At 61.4% G+C, this 21,403-nt stretch carries 15 protein-coding genes, 1 tRNA gene and 2 pseudogenes; 10 read left to right on the forward strand and 8 right to left on the reverse strand.

What is annotated here, in order from left to right; genetic code table 11:
- Positions 1 to 14: 14 nt before the first annotated feature.
- Positions 15 to 2,024, reverse strand: a complete 2,010-nt coding sequence (gene rep, locus HAQ05_RS07065; RefSeq protein WP_190418825.1) for a DNA helicase Rep — start codon at positions 2,022 to 2,024, stop codon at positions 15 to 17.
- Between the two features lie 240 nt (positions 2,025 to 2,264).
- Here rep and HAQ05_RS07070 point away from each other — a divergent pair, with 240 nt between their 5' ends.
- The gene (locus tag HAQ05_RS07070) at positions 2,265 to 3,923 is read left to right on the forward strand and encodes an EAL domain-containing protein (RefSeq protein WP_190418827.1); all 1,659 of its coding nucleotides are present in this window, start codon (positions 2,265 to 2,267) and stop codon (positions 3,921 to 3,923) included.
- Here the strand turns inward: HAQ05_RS07070 and HAQ05_RS07075 are convergent.
- Positions 3,853 to 5,259 carry a NorM family multidrug efflux MATE transporter gene (locus tag HAQ05_RS07075; protein WP_238936479.1) on the reverse strand — a complete coding sequence of 469 codons (1,407 nt, stop codon included), beginning with the start codon at positions 5,257 to 5,259 and terminating at the stop codon, positions 3,853 to 3,855. The two genes, HAQ05_RS07070 and HAQ05_RS07075, sit on opposite strands and share 71 nt — an antisense overlap.
- A 121-nt stretch (positions 5,260 to 5,380) precedes the next feature.
- On the opposite strand from HAQ05_RS07075, the pseudogene HAQ05_RS07080 reads away from it, so the two are divergent.
- Both HAQ05_RS07080 and HAQ05_RS29675 read left to right on the forward strand, forming a co-directional pair.
- Positions 5,381 to 5,695 (forward strand): annotated as a pseudogene (locus HAQ05_RS07080) (LysR substrate-binding domain-containing protein); the annotation flags it as partial.
- A gap of 144 nt (positions 5,696 to 5,839) precedes the next feature.
- Entirely contained in the window at positions 5,840 to 7,822 is a 1,983-nt protein-coding gene (locus tag HAQ05_RS29675; RefSeq protein WP_190418831.1) for a methyl-accepting chemotaxis protein, read from the forward strand.
- A 91-nt stretch (positions 7,823 to 7,913) separates the two neighbouring features.
- Here the strand turns inward: HAQ05_RS29675 and adhP are convergent, their stop codons facing one another.
- The gene (gene adhP, locus HAQ05_RS07090; RefSeq protein WP_190418833.1) at positions 7,914 to 8,942 is read right to left on the reverse strand and encodes an alcohol dehydrogenase AdhP; all 1,029 of its coding nucleotides are present in this window, start codon (positions 8,940 to 8,942) and stop codon (positions 7,914 to 7,916) included.
- A gap of 257 nt (positions 8,943 to 9,199) precedes the next feature.
- On the opposite strand from adhP, the gene HAQ05_RS07095 reads away from it, so the two are divergent.
- The gene (locus HAQ05_RS07095) at positions 9,200 to 10,675 is read left to right on the forward strand and encodes a YdgA family protein (protein ID WP_190418835.1); all 1,476 of its coding nucleotides are present in this window, start codon (positions 9,200 to 9,202) and stop codon (positions 10,673 to 10,675) included.
- Positions 10,676 to 10,861: 186 nt separating this feature from the next.
- On the opposite strand, the pseudogene HAQ05_RS07100 reads toward HAQ05_RS07095, so the two are convergent.
- Together HAQ05_RS07100 and HAQ05_RS29135 are read right to left on the reverse strand one after the other, a co-directional pair.
- Positions 10,862 to 11,161 (reverse strand): annotated as a pseudogene (locus tag HAQ05_RS07100) (RES family NAD+ phosphorylase); the annotation flags it as partial.
- Positions 11,115 to 11,429, reverse strand: coding sequence for a hypothetical protein (locus HAQ05_RS29135; protein WP_338050148.1), 315 nt, complete (start codon positions 11,427 to 11,429; stop codon positions 11,115 to 11,117). The gene HAQ05_RS29135 and the pseudogene HAQ05_RS07100, both read right to left, overlap by 47 nt.
- 164 nt (positions 11,430 to 11,593) lie before the next feature.
- Here HAQ05_RS29135 and HAQ05_RS07110 point away from each other — a divergent pair, with 164 nt between their 5' ends.
- On the forward strand, positions 11,594 to 12,748 hold the full coding sequence (locus tag HAQ05_RS07110; protein ID WP_190418838.1) for a Fic family protein: 1,155 nt from the start codon (positions 11,594 to 11,596) through the stop codon (positions 12,746 to 12,748).
- Positions 12,749 to 13,006: 258 nt separating this feature from the next.
- On the opposite strand, the gene HAQ05_RS07115 is transcribed toward HAQ05_RS07110, so the two are convergent.
- Positions 13,007 to 13,083, reverse strand: a tRNA-Arg gene (locus tag HAQ05_RS07115).
- Positions 13,084 to 13,448: 365 nt separating this feature from the next.
- Between HAQ05_RS07115 and gabD the strand changes: the two genes are divergently transcribed.
- Positions 13,449 to 14,897 (forward strand): NADP-dependent succinate-semialdehyde dehydrogenase, encoded by a 1,449-nt coding sequence (gene gabD / locus HAQ05_RS07120; RefSeq protein ID WP_190418840.1) that lies wholly within the window; start codon positions 13,449 to 13,451, stop codon positions 14,895 to 14,897.
- Positions 14,898 to 15,039: 142 nt separating this feature from the next.
- Entirely contained in the window at positions 15,040 to 16,317 is a 1,278-nt protein-coding gene (gene gabT / locus HAQ05_RS07125; protein WP_190418842.1) for a 4-aminobutyrate--2-oxoglutarate transaminase, read from the forward strand.
- 97 nt (positions 16,318 to 16,414) lie between these two features.
- On the opposite strand, the gene HAQ05_RS07130 is transcribed toward gabT, so the two are convergent.
- Positions 16,415 to 17,404 carry a GGDEF domain-containing protein gene (locus HAQ05_RS07130; RefSeq protein WP_190419059.1) on the reverse strand — a complete coding sequence of 330 codons (990 nt, stop codon included), beginning with the start codon at positions 17,402 to 17,404 and terminating at the stop codon, positions 16,415 to 16,417.
- A 150-nt stretch (positions 17,405 to 17,554) separates the two neighbouring features.
- Entirely contained in the window at positions 17,555 to 18,739 is a 1,185-nt protein-coding gene (gene desA, locus HAQ05_RS07135; protein WP_190418844.1) for a delta-9 fatty acid desaturase DesA, read from the reverse strand.
- 423 nt (positions 18,740 to 19,162) lie between these two features.
- Here desA and oscA point away from each other — a divergent pair, with 423 nt between their 5' ends.
- The 3 genes from oscA to cysT all read left to right on the forward strand — a co-directional run bounded on the left by oscA (position 19,163) and on the right by cysT (position 21,403).
- On the forward strand, positions 19,163 to 19,345 hold the full coding sequence (gene oscA, locus HAQ05_RS07140; protein ID WP_190418846.1) for a sulfur starvation response protein OscA: 183 nt from the start codon (positions 19,163 to 19,165) through the stop codon (positions 19,343 to 19,345).
- A 149-nt stretch (positions 19,346 to 19,494) separates the two neighbouring features.
- A complete protein-coding gene (locus tag HAQ05_RS07145) occupies positions 19,495 to 20,520 on the forward strand; it encodes a sulfate ABC transporter substrate-binding protein (protein WP_190418847.1) in 1,026 nt (341 codons plus the stop codon).
- 64 nt (positions 20,521 to 20,584) lie between these two features.
- Positions 20,585 to 21,403 (forward strand): sulfate ABC transporter permease subunit CysT, encoded by an 819-nt coding sequence (gene cysT / locus HAQ05_RS07150; RefSeq protein ID WP_190418849.1) that lies wholly within the window; start codon positions 20,585 to 20,587, stop codon positions 21,401 to 21,403.

Genomic DNA, 21,403 nt, shown 5'->3' on the forward strand with positions numbered 1-21,403 from the left:
GGTGAGTCCTCGGTTCAGCGCTTGAGCATGGCACGGATGTCGGCCAATGCGTGGTTGCCGCGGGCGGCCTTGACCTCGACGGGGGCGTCTTCCTGGCCCTCCCAGGTGAGGTCGTCGGGGGGCAGTTCGTCGAGAAAACGGCTGGGCAGGCAGTCGATCACTTCGCCGTATTGCTTGCGCTTGGCCGCAAAGGTAAAGGCCAGGGTTTGCCGCGCGCGGGTGATACCCACGTAGGCCAGGCGGCGCTCTTCTTCGATGGTGTCTGCCTCGATGCTGGAACGGTGCGGGAGGATTTCCTCTTCCATGCCCAGGATGAACACGTAGGGGAATTCTAGGCCCTTGGACGCATGCAGGGTCATCATCTGCACGCCGTCGGCCCCTTCTTCTTCCTCCTGCTGGCGTTCGAGCATGTCGCGCAGTACCAGTTTGCCGATGGCATCCTCGATGGTCATGTCGCCGTCTTCGTCTTTTTCCAGGGTGTTCTTCAGCGCGTCGATCAAGAACCACACATTGCTGATGCGATAGTCGGCGGCTTTGTCGCTGGAGCTGTTCTGGCGAATCCAGTTTTCGTAGTCGATGTCGGTGACCATGCTGCGCAGCGCCTGGATCGGCTCGCTCAGTGCCACCTGCTGGCGCACGTTGTCCATCCAGCGCTTGAAGCGCTGCAAGCGGTCGACGAACCGCGCGTCCAGATGCTGGGCCAAGCCCAACTCGTCACAGGCGCCATACATCGACACCTCGCGCTCGGTGGCATAGTTGCCAAGTTTCTCCAGCGTGGCCGAGCCGATTTCCCGCCGTGGTACGTTGATCACCCGCAAAAAGGCATTGTCGTCATCGGGGTTCACCAGCAGGCGTAGGTAAGACATCACGTCTTTCACTTCTTGGCGGGCGAAGAAGCTGGTGCCGCCGGATAACCGGTAAGGCACCTGGTAGTGCTGCAGCTTGAGCTCGATCAGCTTGGCTTGGTAGTTACCCCGGTAAAGGATAGCGAAGTCCTTGTAGGGGCGGTCGGTACGCAGGTGCAAGGTGAGGATCTCCATCGCCACCCGCTCGGCTTCGGCTTCTTCGTTCTTGCAGCGGATCACGCGGATCTCGTCACCATGGCCCATCTCGCTCCACAGCTGCTTTTCGAACGCGTGGGGGTTATTGGCAATCAGCACGTTGGCGCAGCGCAGTATCCGGCTGGTAGAGCGGTAGTTCTGTTCGAGCATCACCACCTTCAGCGAGGGGTAATCGTCTTTGAGCAGCATGAGGTTCTCAGGCCGCGCACCGCGCCAGGCGTAGATCGATTGGTCATCGTCGCCGACCACGGTGAACTGGTGGCGCAGGCCGATCAGCAACTTTACCAGCAGGTACTGGCTGGCGTTGGTGTCTTGGTATTCGTCTACCAGCAGGTAGCGCACACGGTTTTGCCAGCGTTCGAGCACATCGGGCTGTTCCTGGAACAGCTTGACTGGCAGCAATATCAAGTCGTCGAAGTCCACCGCGTTGAACGCCCGCAGGGTGCGTTGGTAATGGGCATACACGATCGCAGCAGTTTGTTCGCGGGGGTTGCGTGCTTCGGCCAGGGCCTGCTCGGGTAGCACCAGGTCGTTCTTCCAGGCGCCGATCATGTGCTTGATCTCGTCAGCGCCGTCGTCGCCGGAGTACTCCTTTTGCATGATGTCGGTCAGCAGGCTTTTGATGTCGGACTCATCGAAAATCGAAAAGCCGGGTTTGTAACCCAGCCGCGCGTGCTCCTTGCGGATGATGTTCAGCCCCAGGTTGTGGAACGTGCACACGGTAAGCCCGCGAGCTTCGCCGGGGCGCAGAAGGGTGCCGACGCGCTCTTTCATCTCGCGCGCGGCCTTGTTGGTAAATGTCATGGCCACGATGTACTGGGCGCGGATGCCGCACTGCTGGATCAGGTGGGCGATCTTGCGGGTAATCACGCTGGTTTTGCCGGAGCCTGCGCCGGCGAGTACCAGCAGCGGGCCGCCGACGTAGTTCACGGCTTCTTGCTGCCGGGGGTTGAGTCGGGACATGGGGGGCATCTAAACCGGTAAAAAGGCCGTGCATTTTAACAGGGTCCGGCCCGGTTGCCGCGGCCACCTGACGTAGCGCAACGGTTGGCGCAACAAAATTTGCCGGATTTGATACTTTGCATCAGGATGCATGCGGAACTTGTTGCTTTTGCCGCTATGGCAAGTCATTAAGATTCGTGTGTTTTCAATTGAGGCCAGCGGCTTCCAGCCCGCCGGTACTGACAATGCTAAGGAGCTCGCGTGGCTACGCCGCTAGAACCTACCCGCCTGCTATTGCTGGCTGAACAGGCGGTTTGGGCTGCAACGTTGCATGAGTGCCTGGCACCGTTTGGCGATGCTTATGTGCTGATCAGCGCGCCGAGCTGGGCGGTGGTCAGCAGCTTGTTCGAACATGACCGCCAGGCCGTGCTGCTGACCACGCCCAAGCTGCAACCGGCAGACCTGGCCTGCCAGATGGCGCAAGTGCTGTTGCTGGAAGCCGAACCTGCCGAGCCGCCGCAAAGCGCCAGCGACTGGTTGGTACGCAGTACCCTCAACCCGGATACGTTGCGCCGTTGCCTGCGCCATGTGCGCGAGCGCACCTCGCTGGAAAGCACGCTGCAGCGCCTGGCCGAGGAAGACCCGCTGACCGGCATCGCTAACCGCCAAGGCTTCCAGACCCTGCTTGCCGGCCGTTTGGCCAGTACCGAAGGCCGCGGCTTGGCACTGGGCCACCTGGACTTGGATAACTTTCGCCACGCCAACGACTCACTGGGCCACCAAGCCGGCGACCGGCTGATTCTGCAAGTGGTCGCGCGGCTCAAGGCGCAATTGGAGCCAGGTGACTACCTGGCGCGCCTGGGCAGCGATGAATTCGCCCTGCTGCTCGACACCCGCGGCGACGCGCAACGCGCCGAGCGCATGGCTGAGCGCATCGTCGAGGCCATGGCCGAACCCTACTGGGTCGATGGCGAAAGCCTGCTGCTCGGCTGTAGCCTGGGCGTGGCCCATGGCCGCGCCAAAGCCGGCGCAGACCCACTGATGTGGCACGCGCACATCGCCATGCAGCAGGCCAAGGGTATCCAAGGCTGCACCTACCATGTGTTCAACGAGCGCATCAACCGCAACGCCCGGAACTTGGCAGACCTCGAAAGCGAGTTGCGCCGGGCTTTGCGGCGGGACGAACTGGAACTGCACTACCAGCCGCGGCTGGACCTCACCAGCGGGCAGGTGGTGGGGCTCGAGGCGTTGGTGCGCTGGCGCCATGCCGAACGTGGCCTGTTACCGCCCAGCGAGTTCGTGCCCCTGGCCGAGCAAAGCGGGTTGATCGTACCCTTGGGCTACTGGGTTATCTCCCGGGCACTGTACGACATGCAGAACCTGCGCGAAGCAGGCGTGGCGCCGCTGCACATGGCGGTTAACCTGTCGTTTCGCCAGTTCCAGGACAGCCAGCTGCTCTCGGCCCTGAGCCGGCTGATCGACGAGCGCGGTATCGATGCCAGATGGTTGGAGTTCGAGCTGACCGAAACCGCCGTAATGCGCCGCAATGAGTTAGTGCGGTACACCATGGACGCGCTGGGCAAGCTAGGGGTGCGTTTTTCGCTGGATGACTTCGGTACCGGGTTCTCCTCGTTCGTGCATTTGAACAGCCTACCCATCGCCCTGCTCAAGGTAGACAAAAGCTTCGTGGAGGGCATGGAGGCGCGCCCCGAGAACCGCCAACTGGTCCACGCCATGGTGAACCTGGCGCATAACCTGAACCTGGAAGTCGTCGCCGAAGGCGTGGAAACCTCGGCGCAAATGGAGTTGTTGCGCAGCTTCGGCTGCGACCAGGTGCAGGGTTATCTGATCAGCAAACCGTTACCGATGGTGGCGTTGCAGGCGTATTTGCAGCAGCGCCAGAGCGCCGCAAGCGGCTGACCCGCCATTCGAAACCCAGGCACAGCGTGGTGGCCGCGCAGCCCAACCCCGCGGCCAGGCCCCACCAGATGCCTTGTGGCCCCCAACCCGCGTGGAACGCCAGCAGCCAGGCGATAGGCGCGCCGATCAACCAATAGCAACACAGGCCGATCAAGAACGTGAGGCGGCTGTCTTTGAGGCCGCGAATGGCCCCCATGGCGATGGTTTGCACGCCATCGAACAGCTCGAACCACGCGGCCACCGCCAACAGGCTGACCGCCAAGCTGAAGACCGCGGCAAAGGCTGGGTCGTTGGCGTCGATGAACAGCCCGATGATGGCCTTGGGCGCTAACCAGAACAGCAGCGAAAAGCCCAACATCACCAGTGCGCCAAAGCCGATGCCGACCCGCCCGGCCTTGCGCGCCAGGTGCAACTCGCCCGCCCCGTGGTGGCGGCTGACCCGTAGCGTGACCGCATACGAAAGCCCCACCGGCACCATGAAGGCGACCGATACCACTTGCAGGGCGATCTGGTGTGCGCCCAATTGGGCGCTGCCCATGGTGCCGATGCACAGCGCCGCAAAGGCGAACAGCCCCACTTCGACGGCGTACGTACCACCAATAGGCAAGCCGAGGCGCCATAGCTCGCCCACACTGCGCCAGTCTGGCCGCCCTAGGCCCCTAAGGATCGCAAATGCGCGATAAGCCGGCGCCGCGCCGATGTACAGCGCCAGCGCCACGGCCATGCCATTGGCAACGATGGCAGTGACCAAACCGATGCCGGCCAAGCCCAACCTTGGCAGGCCGAACCAGCCATCGATCAGCGCCAGATTCAGCAGCGCATTCAGCCCGGCCGCCAGCAGGCTGATAATCATCACCGGCCCGGCCTTGCCCATGGCGCTGGTAAAACCGCGCAACGCCATGAACGTCATGGCGCCGGGCAGGGCCAGCGGTAATATCCGCAAGAATTGCTCGGCGTGGCCGACGTTCTCGGGCGTTTGCCCCAGTAGCGCCAGCAGCGGGCCCAGGTTCCACAATAGCAGCGCCCCTGCCGCGCCCAGCAGCCAGCCCAGCCATAACCCCGCCCGCGCCAGGCGCGCAGCGCCGGCGGCATCGTTGGCACCGTGCCGGTTGGCCACCAGGGTGCCGACCGCCGCAATCACGCCGAAGCAGAAGATCGCCACGAACGAATAGCTCGCCGCGCCCAGCCCGCCACCGGCCAAATCCTCCGGGCTGAGCCGCGCCATCATCAGCGTGTCGGTCAATACCATCAGCATGTGCGCCAACTGCGAAGCGATCAGCGGGCCGGCCAGCTGTAGCAGGGCGGCCAATTCGGAACGGGTGGTGGCGCGGGGCATAGTGAGTTTTTCTAAGCGAACGGGTAGAGAGTGGGGAGGCGGGAGTCTGCGCCTTGCGCTGGCGATGCGCAAAAGGATAATAGCGATGGCTGGCATGAGTTTAACTCATGCTGGAGCCCCCCATTGGCTGCAGCGCATGGGTCTGGCCGAACACGTGCCATTACAGGGCGGGCAGGTATTCGATACGCTGGAGATGGGTATGATCGCCGCCGCCCGCGGCTACGGCGTGTCGATCGGTGACCTGATGATGGTCGCCGAGGATGTCGCCCAAGGCCGCCTCGCGCTGCCCTGGCCCACCGCAGTGCCCAGCGGCGAGCGTTACTACCTGGTGTGGCCGCGGACACGCCCGGGGGGCGATCGGCTGCAGCGGCTCAGCGAATTCTTGCAACAAGAGGTGGCCGCTACCGTACTGCCGCAGGTAACCATCCTTCAGTAATGGCTAATCAATAGCTAATTATGCGCTCAGGTATTTTGAGTGGCTGCCGATATAGGCTGCGAGGGAACAGCCGTTCCATAACACTTTCAACGTTACATCAGGTGCCACGCAGACCGGTTTCAGCCGGCGGCCCAGGAGCTCAACTTGACCCAGCCTCGTGCACGCATCGCCTCGCAGCTAGGCCTCGCCTTGGCGATTATCTTGATCGTCGTCATCAGCCTCAGCACTGCCCTTGCCTTGCGCTCGCTCAGCAGCGCCAACCTGGCCACCCGTGAAGATCACATGGCCAGCGAAGCGCGCTTGCTGGCCGACCAACTCGACACCTTCCAGAACACCTTGCGCATCAGTACCCAGCGCCTGAGCGGGCTGTTCGGGTCCCGTTTCGCCGCCGGGCTGGCGCTGGCCCCCGAGCAACCGGTGATGGTGGCCGGGGCCAACACCCCTGGGCTGTTGCTGGGCGATACGGTATTGAACAACAACACCCATGAGGTAGACGATTTTCGCAAGATGACTGAAGGCGTGGCCACGGTGTTCGTGCGCAGTGGGGATGAATTCGTGCGTATCAGCACCTCATTGACCAAACAAGACGGCAGCCGCGCAATCGGCACCCAGCTCGACCACGCCCACCCTGCTTACCCGCGCCTGCTCGCCGGCCAAGGCTATGTGGGCGCGGCGGTACTGTTCGGGCGCAGTTACATGACCCAGTACACGCCGGTGCGCGATACCAGTGGCAAGGTGATCGCCGTGTTGTTCGTAGGGTTCGACTACACCGAGGCGCAAGCGGCGCAGTTCGAAAAACTGCGCCAGTTTCGCATTGGCAAAACCGGCTCGCTGGCCCTGCTCGATGCACAGAACCATTGGCTGGTGGCGCCGTTTGGCGTGAGCGCCCCCGACCAGGCCGTACAGGCTATCCAGCCAGCACTCGCACCGGCCCACGGCGGTTTTTGGAGCGACGGCCAGCAGGGTTTTTATTCCCTGGCGGTGCCGTTCGCCCCAGGGCCTTGGCGCGTGGTAGCAAGCATGCCCAAGGCCGAGCTGAACGAAGTGACTTGGGCGGTAGGCGAGCAATTGGTGATCGGCAGCCTGTTGGCCACGTTGATCGCCGTAGCGGTGGCGGTGTGGCTGCTGCGCCGGCGCCTGGCCCCGCTCGGTGCGCTGGTGGCACAGGCTGAGGCGTTGGGCGCCGGGGATCTCGGTGCACGCTCGGCGGTGGCCGGGAACGACGAAATCACCCAATTGGCCGCAAGCTTCAACCACATGGGTGAGGCCCTGGCCAGCATGGTGCAGCATATTCGCGATGCCTCCGAGCAGGTGAACCACCGCGCCAAAGCCCTCAACGGGCTCTCCAGTGGCGCTTACGAAGGCATGGAGCAGCAGTCGGACGAGATCACTAGCATGGCGGGGGCCGTGGAACAATTCAGCGCCACTTCCCAGCACATTGCCGAGAACATGAGCAGCACCGAGCGCATGGCCCGCGACAACATGCAGCACACTCAGGTCGGGCGCGCATCAATGGACCAGGCCTCGGCTTCGTTGGAGCAGATCGCCGGCGCGCTGGGCGAAACCGCCAAGGTGATCGATACGTTGGGCCAGCGTTCACAAGAAATCGGTGGCATTGTCAGTGTGATCACCTCGATTGCCGAACAAACCAACTTGCTGGCCCTGAACGCCGCTATCGAAGCGGCCCGGGCAGGCGAGCAGGGCCGTGGCTTTGCCGTGGTGGCCGACGAAGTGCGCAGCCTGGCCTCGCGAACCCGCCAGGCCACGGACGAAATTTCCCAGATGATCGGCAGCATCCAGCAGCAAACCGCCCAGGCCGTGCAAACGATGGAGCAAGGTAACACGCTGATGCGTGAAGGCTTGGAGCGCAACGGCAAGGTCGCCAGCGCGCTGTCGAACATCGACCAGCAAAGCCGCGCCGCGGGCGAGCAGTTCGCGGCCATTGCCACCGCCACCCAACAACAGAGCACCACGGCGACGGTGCTCAGCGGCAACCTGCACAGCATTGCCCAGGTCAATAGCGAGCAGCGCCAGGTGGTCTCCGAGCTGGCGGTAACGGCCCAGGAACTGGACGCGCTAGCCGTTGAACTGCGCCGGGAAGTCGATAGGTTCAGGGTTGCACATTGACCCGCTTGCAACGTTAGGCTCGCAAGCCACACGCGGCGGGCCTAACGCCAGGCAGCCAGGGCCAGCTTCGCCGGCCCCTAACGTTTGCCGCTTACTGCTCCATGTCGATCACGATCCGCCCCTCGATCGTGCCGGCGCGCATCTGGTCGAACACGCCATTGATGTTTTCGAGCTTTTCGGTGGCCACGGTGGCCTTGACCTTGCCTTCAGCGGCGAAGTCCAGCGCCTCTTGCAGGTCTTGCCGGGTGCCGACGATCGAACCACGCACGGTGGTGCCGTTTAACACCATGTCGAAGATCGACATCGGGAAGTCCCCAGGTGGAAGGCCGTTCAGGGTGATGGTGCCGCCACGCCGGGTCATGCCCATCGCCTGCTCGAAGGCCTTGGGCGATACCGCCGTGACCAATGCCCCGTGGGCACCGCCGATCTGTTCCTTCAGGTACTTGGCCGGGTCCAGCTCGCGGGCATTGACCGTGACCGTGGCACCCAGCCGGCGTGCCAGGTCGAGCTTGGCGTCGTCGATATCCACTGCCGCTACGTTCATGCCCATGGCCTTGGCGTATTGCACGGCCATGTGCCCAAGCCCACCGATGCCCGAAATCACTACCCACTGGCCGGGCTTGGTTTCGGTCATCTTCAAGCCCTTGTACACGGTCACACCCGCACACAGTATCGGGGCTATTTCGACGAAGCCGATAGTGTCCGGCAGCTTGCCCACATAGTTGGCATCGGCCAGGGTGTACTCGGCAAAGCCGCCGTTCACCGAGTAACCGGTGTTCTCCTGGGTTTCGCACAGGGTTTCCCAGCCGCCCAGGCAGTGTTCGCAGTGGCCGCAGGCTGAGTACAGCCACGGCACGCCCACGCGGTCGCCTTCCTTCACGTGTGTCACGCCCGCGCCCACCGCCACCACATGCCCCACGCCTTCGTGTCCAGGAATGAACGGCGGGTTGGGTTTGGCCGGCCAGTCGCCTTCGGCAGCGTGCAGGTCGGTGTGGCAAACACCCGAGGCGGCGACCTTGACCAGAAGCTGCCCCGGGCCGGGGGTGGGCACCGGCACTTCGCGTATCGCCAAGGGCTGGCCAAAGGCATGGACGACCGCGGCTTTCATTGTTTTAGTCATGAACCGTTCCTTAATAGTGGAGGCGTGAAGGCGCCGATGTGGGCGCCACCGAAAAGGAGCAAGCCCCGGGCCGCTCACCGGAACGCCTCTACGTCAGGGCTTCGGTGTGTGGTGTGGGCGCGCCTAGTACAATCTTGAAACATTTTAAGTGACAGAGTGTGCCGGCGCCGGCACAGCCGGCATTGACCCACAGCAGCAAAAAGGTTAATCAGCACGGCCACGCGCTATGGAAGCCGAACGTTTAAGGACCCCGCTACATGAACAAAATAGCAACCCTCGGCGCCGCCGTTGTCATCGTGGTTGGTGTCGCGGCCATCGGTGGTGCCTGGTACACCGGCACCCGCATCGAGCCACTGCTCAACGAGCAGGTGGCCAACATCAACCAACAATTGGCGCCCGCCCTGGCCGGGCAGGGCTTAAGTGCCAATGTGGCCCTGGTATCGTTCGAGCGGCATGTGTTCTCCAGTGAGGCGCACTATGTGGTCACGGTGCAAAGCCCGGACCTCAACGGCGGCGCACCGGCCGCCCTGAACGTCGCCGAACACATCGAGCACGGCCCGTTTCCCTGGTCACGGCTCAAAGCGCTGGATGTGCTGCCGGTAATGGCCAGCAGCCAATTCACCTTGCAACGCAGCGGCGAACTGCAACCCTGGTTCGACCTGACCCACGGCGCGGCACCGATCAGCGGCCAGGCCACGTTGGGCTACGACCAAGCGGTGAATGCGAGCCTTCAGGTGTTGCCACTGCGTTGGGCCGACCCCCGCGGCACCCTGGCGTTTTCCGGCCTGAACGCCCATGTCGAGGGCAACGCCGAGGGTAAAAAGCTGCAAGTGACCGCTGCCCTGGACCACCTCGATGCCCTGCTGCACGGCCCGGAGGGCGATGCGCACCTGCAACTTCAAGGGGTCACGCTCAAAAGCGGCGGGCTGAAAGGGCAGTCCGGCTTTTACCTGGGCACCAGCGAAGTGCAAGCCGCCAGCGGCCTATTGGCGCTGCCGAACGAACCGGCCGTGGCGCTGGAAGGCTTTTTGGGCGTAGGCAGCCTTGAAGAAATCGACGGCAAGCTAAAGGGTTCCACTGACTACACCCTGGCCAGCCTGCAGGTGGGCGGCAAGCCTATCGGCAGCTTGCAGATGCGCTGGGTCATCGACCGCTTCGATGCCGCCGCCACCCAGGAGCTGATCACGCTGTATCAAAACAAACTGCAACCCCAGGCGCAGGCCGCCGCCGAGGCGGGCGTACCGTTCACCCCGCAATTGAGCCCCGCCGACCAACTGCTAGTGCAAGCCAGCGCGCTGCGCTTGCTCGCCGGCCAACCGCACATCGCCTTGGAGAATGTCGGGCTCAAAACCGCCAATGGCGAAAGCCACTTCAGCCTTGCCCTGGACCTGGCCAAACCGGCCGACCTGAACCAGCCCGCCGAACAACTGCTGCAGCAGATGATCCAGCGCCTGGATGCGAAGCTGGCCGTGTCGACGCTGAGCCTGAAGGACCTGGCCACCGTCCAGGGCCAACTGCAAGGCCAAACCGACGCCGCCATCCTTGCCCGCAACGCCGAAGGCGCCGCCAACCTCGCCGCGACACTCGCCACTTTGCAGGGTGTAGGCCGGGTCGAAGGCAATGACATTCGCTCAGACCTGCACTATGAAAACGGCGTGGTCGACTTCAACGGGCAGAAGATGACGCCGGAGGCGTTTGTGCAGTTTATGGCGGCAAAGGTGGGCAGGGGGTAAGGGCGCGGCTGATCGAGAGTAGGGTCGGTGGCGGGCGGCCGCTGGCCGCTAAGGGAGCGCCTGGGTTTTCCGTCGCGTTGTAAACCAACAGGTGAACGAACACTTGGAACGGGGGCGGCAGGCGTGCGCGCGATCGATGCTGGCCACGAAAAAAGCACCACAGCGCCAAGGCCTTTACCGATATAGGGTGCGCCAGAAAGGGTTGTGAACATCCTCGGGCTGTACGACCTTGATAAGGTTGTGATCAAGCACTTCGAAGCATGTGAGCACATGCGCAACCGCATCCAGCGCATCGAAGCCGACATGCACTGCCACCTCTAGGATGGCGGTTGAGGGGTTAGCCGATGCGTACACGACGTTACGACCGGGCGAGTTCCAGCGGCCACCCGGCTTGTGGGCCCTCACGCCACTGTACCGAGTGTCCTTGTAGAGCTCGCGATCAAGGCGCCATGTGTACCCTGAGCCAGACCAAGGCAATGGGTTCACTGATGCCGTACTCGATGCGCTCCAGATAATCCTCGAGGGTCTGAAGCGCCACGGGGTTGTCGATAACGTCCAGCGGCACGTCGCCTGCGCCTTTCTCAATCAGCTCGGTCAATGCAATAGTGGGCTTGGTCGCCGCGGTTCTCCTAGTCAGCGTTTTTTTCTTCGCCAACTCATTGTCAGCCAAGAACCACGATGACCAATTTCTTTCGCACAGGGCGCCTTCGGTGGGTTCGGCTACACCATTTCCCAGGACACGATCGGTGCTCAATTCCTGGACCGTTGGATTCGACTTAATTTTTCCCAATTTTCCATTTGTTACGACACCGGATTTGAGATATTTTTTCCTGGATATGCGCCAACTCCCTGATAAAACGGGGCTTTCAAGGCTTGCTTTTAAGATAGTCTGACACCCCTATCAAGATAATTTACCCCATGGCTAAATTTCTCCACCACGACCTAGGTCTGTTGAATCCCTCCTATGACTCGCCGCTTGTCGATGTGCTTGGCGAGCTTGAGCACCTGCGGCGGTTGAGGTTGGAGGGCGACACCCCCGCCCCCGTTTTTTTCCAATTGAAGTCGATTTTCCATGCGCTGGAGAGCCTAGGTTCAGCTCGGATCGAGGGCAACCATACGACCCTTGCCGACTACATCGAAAGCCGGGTTGACGGCACCGCCGATAGCACGGACCAATTGCTGGAGGTCGCGAATATCGAGAGAGCCATGGACTACATTGAACAGGTCATGGCGCACGGAGCTGCTCTTTCTGAGCGCACGATCCGCGAGCTTCATGAAATGACAGTTCAAGGATTGGAACGGGAAGGAGACAGGACGCCAGGAGCTTATCGCAACGGCGTTGTGAAGATTGCGCAGTCCGAACACTTACCTCCCGATGCCATCCAGGTACCGGGCTACATGGAGGAGCTTGTCAGTTTTGTAAATCGAGCCGACCCTTCGAAATACGATCTGATGAAGGTTGCGCTGGCCCACCACAGATTTGGCTGGATTCACCCCTTCGGTAACGGCAATGGGCGGGTGGTGAGATTGCTTACCTATGCGCTTCTGATGAAGTACGGTTTCAATGTAAACACCGGGGGGCGTGTGCTGAACCCCACCGCGGTGTTCTGCAATGATCGGGAAAAGTATTACTCGATGTTGGCACAGGCTGACAAAGGTACACCAGAAGGTCTGGAAGCGTGGTGTGGCTATGTTCTTGAAGGAATCCGAGACGAGCTTGCGAAAGTAGACAAGCTAACGGATTACAGCTACCTAACGAACTCCATCCTTTTCCCAGCCCTCAGTCTCGCCAAGGCCCGGGAATGGATTACCGCGCCGGAAGAACAAATACTGGCTTTGGCTATTAAGTTGAAGGTGGTGAAATCGGCCGATATCGCGAAGGTATTGCCCAAGCTAAACAGTGGGCAGCGGACTTATCAGGTTAGAAGACTGGTAGATCGAGGGATGTTACTGCCTATCTCGGCTGGAGCGCGTCAGTACACCATCGGTTTCTCGAACAACTACCTCATCAGGGGTGTAATCAAAGCGCTGGGGGATGAAGGCTTCATCCCAGAGCCCTTGGGTAAGCTATAGGCGACGAAGCCGGATCGATTGCGGGCGCCCAGCAAAGCGGGTTGCAGGCGCGCGGAAGGCTGCCGGCTAACGATGCCCAACGACACCCGGGCGATGTGCCGTGAGGCAGCGGCTCAGATCCCGCTGGTTAAAGGCGTACCGGCTGTGGCCGCTGGATTAGCCACAACAAAAAACCTCTCGCTAGGAGGGCTTTGTTTGTCCGTTGCGCCCCTGAATCAATAGGGGGGCTAGGCGGCTAACATAAACGCTTGAATTCTATGGTGCACTCGGCGGGATTCGAACCCACGACCCCTGCCTTCGGAGGGCAGTACTCTATCCAGCTGAGCTACGAGTGCAACGCGGGCGCCATGATACCCATCCGATGCGGGCGCGTCCATGCCTGATGGTGTTGCAAGGTTTTGAGCAGGCTATGCTTTATGCCCAACGGCTGTGGCTTTAGTGAAGATACGGTAAGCCAGCCAGGCAGCCCGCTCGGGCTACACCTCGCAGCAGACCTGCTGCCATAGGTGGCCTGTTCTTTTTTTCGAACACCCCTTGTCCTTTATAAGCATAGAACCTAGGATCACGTTTGAGATTCCGAACGTTCTTGTTATCCGCAGCGCATCGCGGGGAATGAATGCGCGCCAGTGGCTTCTAACCACCAAGCCCCTAAACAACCAGCGAGGCGCTACGCTGCACAGCGGCGCCGAAGGACCCCGATATGTCACTCAAAGACGCGAACCTGTTCCGCCAGCAAGCCTACATCGACGGCGCCTGGGCCGATGCCGACAGCGGCCAGACGCTGAAGGTGAATAACCCCGCGACCAATGAAATCCTCGGCACCGTACCGAAAATGGGCAAAGCCGAAACCCGCCGTGCCATCGAGGCGGCCGACAAAGCCCTGCCGGCTTGGCGCGCGTTGACCGCCAAAGAGCGCGCAGCCAAGCTGCGCCGCTGGTATGAATTGATGCTGGAGAACCAAGACGACCTCGGCCGCTTGATGACCCTGGAGCAGGGTAAGCCGCTGGCCGAGGCCAAAGGCGAGATCGTCTATGCCGCCTCGTTCCTCGAGTGGTTCGCCGAAGAAGCCAAGCGCGTATACGGCGACACCATCCCCGGCCACCAGCCGGATAAACGCCTGATCGTGATCAAGCAGCCGATCGGTGTAACCGCCGCCATCACACCGTGGAACTTCCCTGCTGCGATGATTACCCGCAAGGCCGGCCCGGCCTTGGCCGCCGGTTGCACCATGGTGCTCAAGCCTGCCTCGCAAACCCCGTATTCCGCGCTGGCGCTGGCTGAGCTGGCCGAGCGTGCGGGTATCCCCAAAGGCGTGTTCAACGTGATTACCGGCAGCGCCGGCGAAGTGGGTGGCGAACTGACCAGCAACCCGATCGTGCGCAAGCTGTCGTTCACCGGCTCTACCGATATCGGCCGGCAACTGATGGCAGAATGCGCCAAAGACATCAAAAAGGTATCCCTGGAACTGGGCGGCAACGCGCCGTTTATCGTGTTCGACGACGCCGACCTCGACAAGGCCGTAGAGGGCGCGATCATCTCCAAATACCGCAACAACGGCCAAACCTGCGTGTGCGCCAACCGCCTCTATGTGCAGGAGGGCGTGTACGACGCGTTCACCCAAAAGCTCAAGGCGGCGGTGGAAAAACTCAAGATTGGCAACGGCGTGGACGAGGGTGTGACCACCGGCCCGTTGATCGACGAAAAAGCCGTGGCCAAGGTCAAGGAACACATCGAAGACGCCTTGAGCAAAGGTGCCAAGGTGATCAGTGGCGGCAAGGCCCATGCCTTGGGCGGCACCTTCTTCGAGCCGACCATTTTGGCCGACGTGCCCAAGAATGCCTTGGTGTCCAAGGATGAAACCTTCGGCCCGCTGGCGCCGCTGTTCCGCTTCAAGGACGAGGCCGAAGTGATCGCCATGGCCAACGACACCGAGTTCGGCTTGGCCTCGTACTTCTATGCCCGTGACCTGTCGCGCGTGTTCCGCGTGGCCGAAGCGCTGGAGTACGGCATGGTGGGTATCAATACCGGGCTTATTTCCAATGAAGTCGCGCCGTTTGGCGGTGTAAAAGCTTCGGGGCTGGGCCGCGAAGGTTCCAAGTACGGCATCGAGGATTACCTCGAAATCAAGTACCTGTGCATCAGCGTGTGATGCGCATGGGCCGGCGCCAGCCGCCGGCCCGATAACCCAGGCGCCGCGGCCCCAGGGCAGTCGATCATCGTATGCTGCCGTGGCCTTGCCGTTGCGCTCAATCCTTGAGCGTGCCGACGATGAGCGGCAAATGAGGCTTTTCATGAGCAAGACCAACGAATCCTTGATGCAGCGGCGGATGGCCGCCGTTCCCCGTGGCGTGGGGCAGATCCACCCGATCGTTGCCGACCATGCGAAAAACTCAACGGTAACCGACGTCGAAGGTCGCGAATTCATCGACTTCGCCGGCGGTATCGCGGTGCTGAACACCGGCCACCTGCACCCGAAAGTGATCGCGGCGGTCGAAGCGCAATTGCACAAGCTTACCCACACCTGCTTCCAGGTACTGGCTTACGAGCCTTACATCGAGCTGTGTGAAAAAATCAACGCCAAGGTCCCGGGGGCCTTTCCCAAGAAGACCTTGCTGGTGACCACCGGCTCCGAAGCGGTGGAGAACGCCGTGAAGATCGCCCGGGCGGCGACCGGCCGCGCCGGTGTGATCGCCTTTACCGGGGCCTACCATGGCCGCACCATGATGACCTTGGGCCTTACCGGTAAGGTGGCCCCGTACTCGGCCGGCATGGGGCTGATGCCGGGCGGTATCTTCCGCGCGCTGTACCCCTGTGAATTGCACGGCGTGAGCGTGGACGACGCGATCGCCAGCATCGAGCGCATTTTCAAGAACGATGCCGAGCCCAAGGACATCGCGGCAATCATCCTTGAGCCCGTGCAGGGCGAAGGCGGTTTCTACGTAGCGCCCAAGGCGTTCATGCAGCGCTTGCGCGCGCTGTGCGACCAGCACGGCATCCTGTTGATCGCCGATGAAGTGCAAACCGGTGCCGGGCGCACGGGCACCTTTTTCGCCATGGAGCAAATGGGCGTGGTGCCAGACCTGACCACCTTCGCCAAGTCCATCGCCGGGGGCTTCCCACTGGCCGGTGTGTGCGGCAAGGCCGAGATCATGGACGCCGTGGCCCCTGGCGGCCTGGGTGGCACCTATGCCGGTAGCCCGCTGGGCTGCGCGGCGGCATTGGCCGTGCTCGATGTGTTCGAGGAAGAAAAGCTGCTGGAACGTTGCCGCGCGGTGGGTGAGCACTTGACTGGCAAACTGCGTGAGCTGCAAGGTAAATACCCGGTGATCGGGGACGTACGCGGCCTGGGTGCGATGATTGCAGTGGAGTTGTTCGAAAACGGCGACGCCCACAAGCCTAACGCAGCCGCGGTGGCATCGGTGGTGGCCAAGGCGCGTGAGAAGGGGTTGATCCTGCTGTCTTGCGGCACTTACGGTAGCGTGCTGCGCATTCTGGTGCCGCTGACCGCCGAAGATGCGTTGCTGGACAAAGGCCTGGAGATCCTCGACGCCTGTTTTGCGGAGCTATAAGCTGCACACCAAACCCGTGAGCACCACACCTGACAAGGCGTCGGTGCTCAATGGGCAACCCGGCTTGAGGGCGCGGTAGGGGCGGCGGGGCCATTACCTACCCTTCGATGATTTGGTTCTTGCCCTGGCGCTTGGCCTGGTACATGGCGGCGTCGGCACGGGAATAAAGGTTATCCAGCGCCTCGTCGGTATCGAGGATGGTCGTGAGCCCTTGGCTTACCGTAACCCCATACTGCTTGCCGTTGTAATTGAAGCTCAGCCGCTGGATCTCCCGCTGCAGCCGTTCGGCGATCTGCTTGGCCATGTCGGCGGCACAGCCGGGGAATACCGCGGCGAATTCTTCACCACCGATGCGCCCGAATACGTCACCGCGGCGCAGGGTGCCCTTGCCGACTTCGGCGATGTGCTGTAGCACGGTGTCGCCTTCCTGGTGGCCGTAGCTATCGTTGATGATTTTGAAATCGTCGATGTCCAGCAACAGGAACGACATCGGTGAACCTTGCAGGCGCGCCTGTTCGAATTCGCGGTGCGCGCATTCGAAGAAGTGCCGGCGGTTGCTGCTTTGGGTGAGCACGTCGGTGGTGGCCAGGCGTTGCAGTTCGCCCTCCAGGTGCTTTTTTTCCGTAATGTCCTCGGCGATGCCGACCACCACCACTAGCTTGCCGGGCTCCTGCTGCTGGCTGATGAAGCATTTGTCGCTCAGCCAGCGGATTTGCCCATCGGCGCTGATAATGCGGTATTCGCGGTCTTCGATGGAGCCGCGCTCCAGCACTTCGGCCAAGCTGCGTTCGGCGTAGTCGAGGTCATCCGGGTAAATGCTGTTGCGCCATTCGTTGTAGTCAGCCAGCAATAGCCCCGCGGAACGGCCAAAAATGCGTTCGTAGGCTGGGCTTACGTAGATCATTTGCTGGCTTTGCCAGTCGAACGCCCACAGCACAGCGTTGACGCTGGCCAAAAGGGTGCTGAACAACTGTTCACGCTCGCGCAACCGTGCGGCTTCGCCTTGCGCGTGCATCAGGGCCAACAAGGTTTCAGCGGCTTCGGGCATCGTGGCGATAGGCGGCTGCGGCGTCTGTTTGTTGGCCATCATCACGGCTACTCAATCACGGGGTAGGGAAGCCCCACCGGTAGGCGCCACGAACTGGCCCACTGATGTTGCGAAGTACTGGCTAGGAGTAGGTTTTACCCGCGAAGTTCCCGTGTGCGCGCCGTTTCGCGGGGCGTCAGATAAACGGCGTCAAGCCCCCGCGGGGCGCAGGGAATAGGTTTTGAGTTGGGCGGCGAAGTCGTGCAAGGCCTGGATCCCGCTGGTTTCGGCCTCATGCACCCAGGCTTTGATCGCAGCTAGCATATCCTGGCCATTGGAGCGGGTTTCGGCCCAGATTTGCACGAGTGCCAGGCGTTTTTCGTAGATCACCTTTAGCGCCTGGCTGTGTTCGAGCATGCCCTGGATGCGTTGTTGGTGTTGCGCGTCGAGCAAACTGGTTTCCCGCGCCAGCAGCCGTTTGGCACGGCGAAAGCGATGGCGCATCGACTGGTCGGCCCGCGCCAGTTCCAGCCTTACCAGCGGTGCGATCACCTGCCGGCGGTATTGGGCCATGATCTGGAAGCGGTTGTTGAGAATGGCCATGGCCGTGTCCATGTCTAGCGCGGCTTTGCCCTGGACGCGGTGGGCGACGGGTGCCACCCGCTGCACCTTGGCCAGGCGCACCGCGGCGAGCACGCGAATCCAGAACCAACCGATGTCGAATTCCCACTTGCGCGCCGACAACTTGGCCGAGTTAGGGTAGGTATGGTGGTTGTTGTGCAACTCTTCGCCACCAATGAGCACCCCCCACGGCACCAAATTGGTGGCCGCATCGCGGCACTCGAAGTTGCGGTAGCCCACCGCATGGCCCAACCCATTTACCACACCGGCCGCCCACACCGGAATCCACATCATTTGCACCGCCCATACGGTCATGCCGAGCACGCCGAACAGGGCCAGGTCGATGATCGCCATCAAAGTGATACCGCCCAGGGGGTAGCGGGAGTAAACCCTGCGCTCCAGCCAGTCGGTGGGGCAGTTCTTGCCGTAAACCTGCAGTGTCTGCTGGTTTTTCGCTTCTTCGCGATACAGCTCGGCGCCGCGCCGCAGCACTTCGCCCAAGCCCTTGATCACCGGGCTGTGCGGGTCTTCTTCGGTTTCACATTTGGCGTGGTGCTTACGGTGGATGGCCGTCCATTCACGGGTGTTCATGCCAGTGGTCAACCACAGCCAGAAGCGGAAAAAATGCTGGACCGCCGGGTGCAATTCGAGCGCGCGGTGGGCGGAATACCGGTGCAGGTAAATCGTTACGCTAAGGATGGTCACATGGGTGAGTAAAAGCGTGACCCCTGCCACAGCCCAGGGGCTGAGATCGAGCAGGCCGTTGTACCACATAGGCTGAATACCCTCGGTGCAAAAGTGATGGCATGGGTGAATGTATCAGTGGCGTACAAAATAACGCCAGTAGGGCTAAGCGGTGAACCGATAGGGGGGCGCTTACAACCATTGCCCATGGGCGAGCGCAGTGGGTCGCACGTTCCCTACGGCAATGCGTTGTAGGCCGGTATTGCCTGCCGGTGAGCCGCGGGGGGTGCAGCCAATTATTGGACAGCCTATTTTGCAGCAGTGCCCCGATTGTGCACTGGCAATTGGTAAGTGGATATGTCTAGGCGCTTAGCGGGCTGCGATACACATTACTGTGTGTAGATTTTTCGTTATATTAACATTCTTAAACATTATTTTTAAGAATATGCTGGCCCTTCTATAGTGCGCTCGTACCCGCGAACACCGCCCAACCTTTTCCCAAGGAGCATGACCATGAGTGCACCACTGCGTAGCGTCGACGGACAAGACGAAGCCGCCATCCTGCGCGAAATCCAAAGCGCCCTGCGTGACCTGCGCTTCGGCGCGGTGGAAATCACCGTGCACAATGCCCAGGTGGTGCAAATAGAGCGCAAGGAAAAATTCCGCTTGCAGAACCCAAGCAGCAAAGCTCACTAAAATACCGCAAAACCTTACCCGACTGGACCGCCGGAGGGCCTCGAGAATGACCCCAATAAACGCAAGCGTTCGCCCGCCCATGCGGTGTTAACGTGCGATAACGAAAAAAGCCAACGCCACTACCGAATTGCCATTAGGAGCAACACACCATGTCTTTGCGCCGTTATGCACTGGCTGCCGCTATCAGTGCTGTTTTCGCAGGCCCCGCGATTGCCAAGGATTACTCCCTGCTCAATGTGTCTTACGACCCAACGCGCGAACTGTACAAAGCCTACAACGCCGAATTCACCCAGTTCTGGGAAAAGAGCCACCCTGGGGACAAGGTCGAGATCAAGGCTTCCCACGGCGGCTCGGGCGCCCAGGCGTTGTCGGTCATCAATGGGTTGAAGGCGGACGTCGTGACCCTGGCCCTGGCTGGCGACATCGATGCCATCGCGGAAAAAACCAAGACCATTCCGGCCGATTGGCAAAAGAAACTGCCGGATGCCAGCACCCCGTACACCTCCACCATCGTGTTCTTGGTGCGCAAGGGCAACCCCAAGCAAATCCATGACTGGGGTGATCTGGTCAAGCCAGGTGTGGGCGTGATCACGCCGAACCCGAAAACCTCGGGCGGGGCCCGTTGGAACTTCCTGGCCGCCTACGCGTATGGCCTGAAAGCCAACAACGGTGACGAAACCAAGGCCAAAGCCTACCTCAAGGAACTGTTCGAACACGTGCCGGTACTCGACACCGGTGCCCGCGGCGCGACCATTTCCTTCACCCAACGCGGCCAGGGCGATGTGCTATTGGCCTGGGAGAACGAAGCCTTCTTGTCGCTGAACGAAGAAGTGGGCGGCAAACCGGGCAAGGACCAGTTCGATATCGTGGTGCCTAAGTCTTCTATCCTGGCCGAACCGCCGGTTGCCGTGGTAGAGAAGACTGCCGAGAAAAACGGCAATGCCGAGATCGCCGTGGCCTACCTCAAGCACCTCTATGACCCGGCCGGGCAACGCATCGCCGCTGAGAACTTCTACCGCCCGCGCGACCCTGCCGTGGCCAAGGAGTTCGAAAGCAAGTTTCCCAAGGTGGACCTGGTGACCATCGACGACCCGATCTTCGGTGGTTGGGCAAAAGCCCAACCGCACTTCTTCGCCGACGGCGGTGTGTTCGACGAGATTTACACCAACAAGTAATATCCGCCGTACCACCAGAGCCCGGACCCACATCCGGGCTTCGTCCGTGTAGATAAGGACCCTTATGTCGCGTCGCCTCTCTCCTGTCATACCCGGCTTCGGGTTGACGCTGGGTTACACGCTGCTGTACCTCAGTTTGGTCGTGCTGATTCCGTTGGCGACCATGTTCGTTTTCGCCGCCAGGCTCACCTGGCACGACTTTTGGGCGATCATTACCGATGCCCGTGTGCTGGCCGCGTTGCGCCTGAGCTTCAGTACCGCGCTGTTCGCGGCGGTAATCAATGGCGTGATCGGCACGTTACTGGCGTGGGTGCTGGTGCGCTATAGCTTCCCCGGGCGCAAAATCATCGAGGCGATGATCGACCTGCCCTTTGCGCTGCCCACGGCCGTGGCAGGTATCGCGCTCACGGCGCTGTATGCGCCCACCGGCTGGGTCGGCCAATTCGCCACCAGCCTGGGTTTCAAGATCGCCTATACACCGTTGGGCATCACTTTGGCATTGACCTTCGTAACCCTGCCGTTCGTGGTGCGTACCGTGCAGCCCGTGCTGGCGGACTTCCCCCGTGAGGTGGAAGAGGCGGCCGCCTGCCTCGGCGCCAAACCCTGGCAGGTGTTTCGCCACGTATTGGCACCGGCCTTGCTGCCCGCCTGGCTCACCGGCTTTGCGCTGGCGTTTGCCCGCGGGGTGGGTGAATACGGCTCGGTGATTTTCATCGCCGGCAACATGCCGATGAAAACCGAGATATTGCCGCTGTTGATCATGGTCAAGCTCGAGCAGTTCAACTACCCCGGCGCAACGTCGATCGGTGTGCTGATGCTGGTGGTGTCGTTCATCCTGCTGCTGCTGATCAACCTGCTGCAGCGTCGTATCCAGACGCCATGA

The organism is Pseudomonas typographi (genome assembly GCF_014694385.1).
Lineage (GTDB): Bacteria > Pseudomonadota > Gammaproteobacteria > Pseudomonadales > Pseudomonadaceae > Aquipseudomonas > Aquipseudomonas typographi.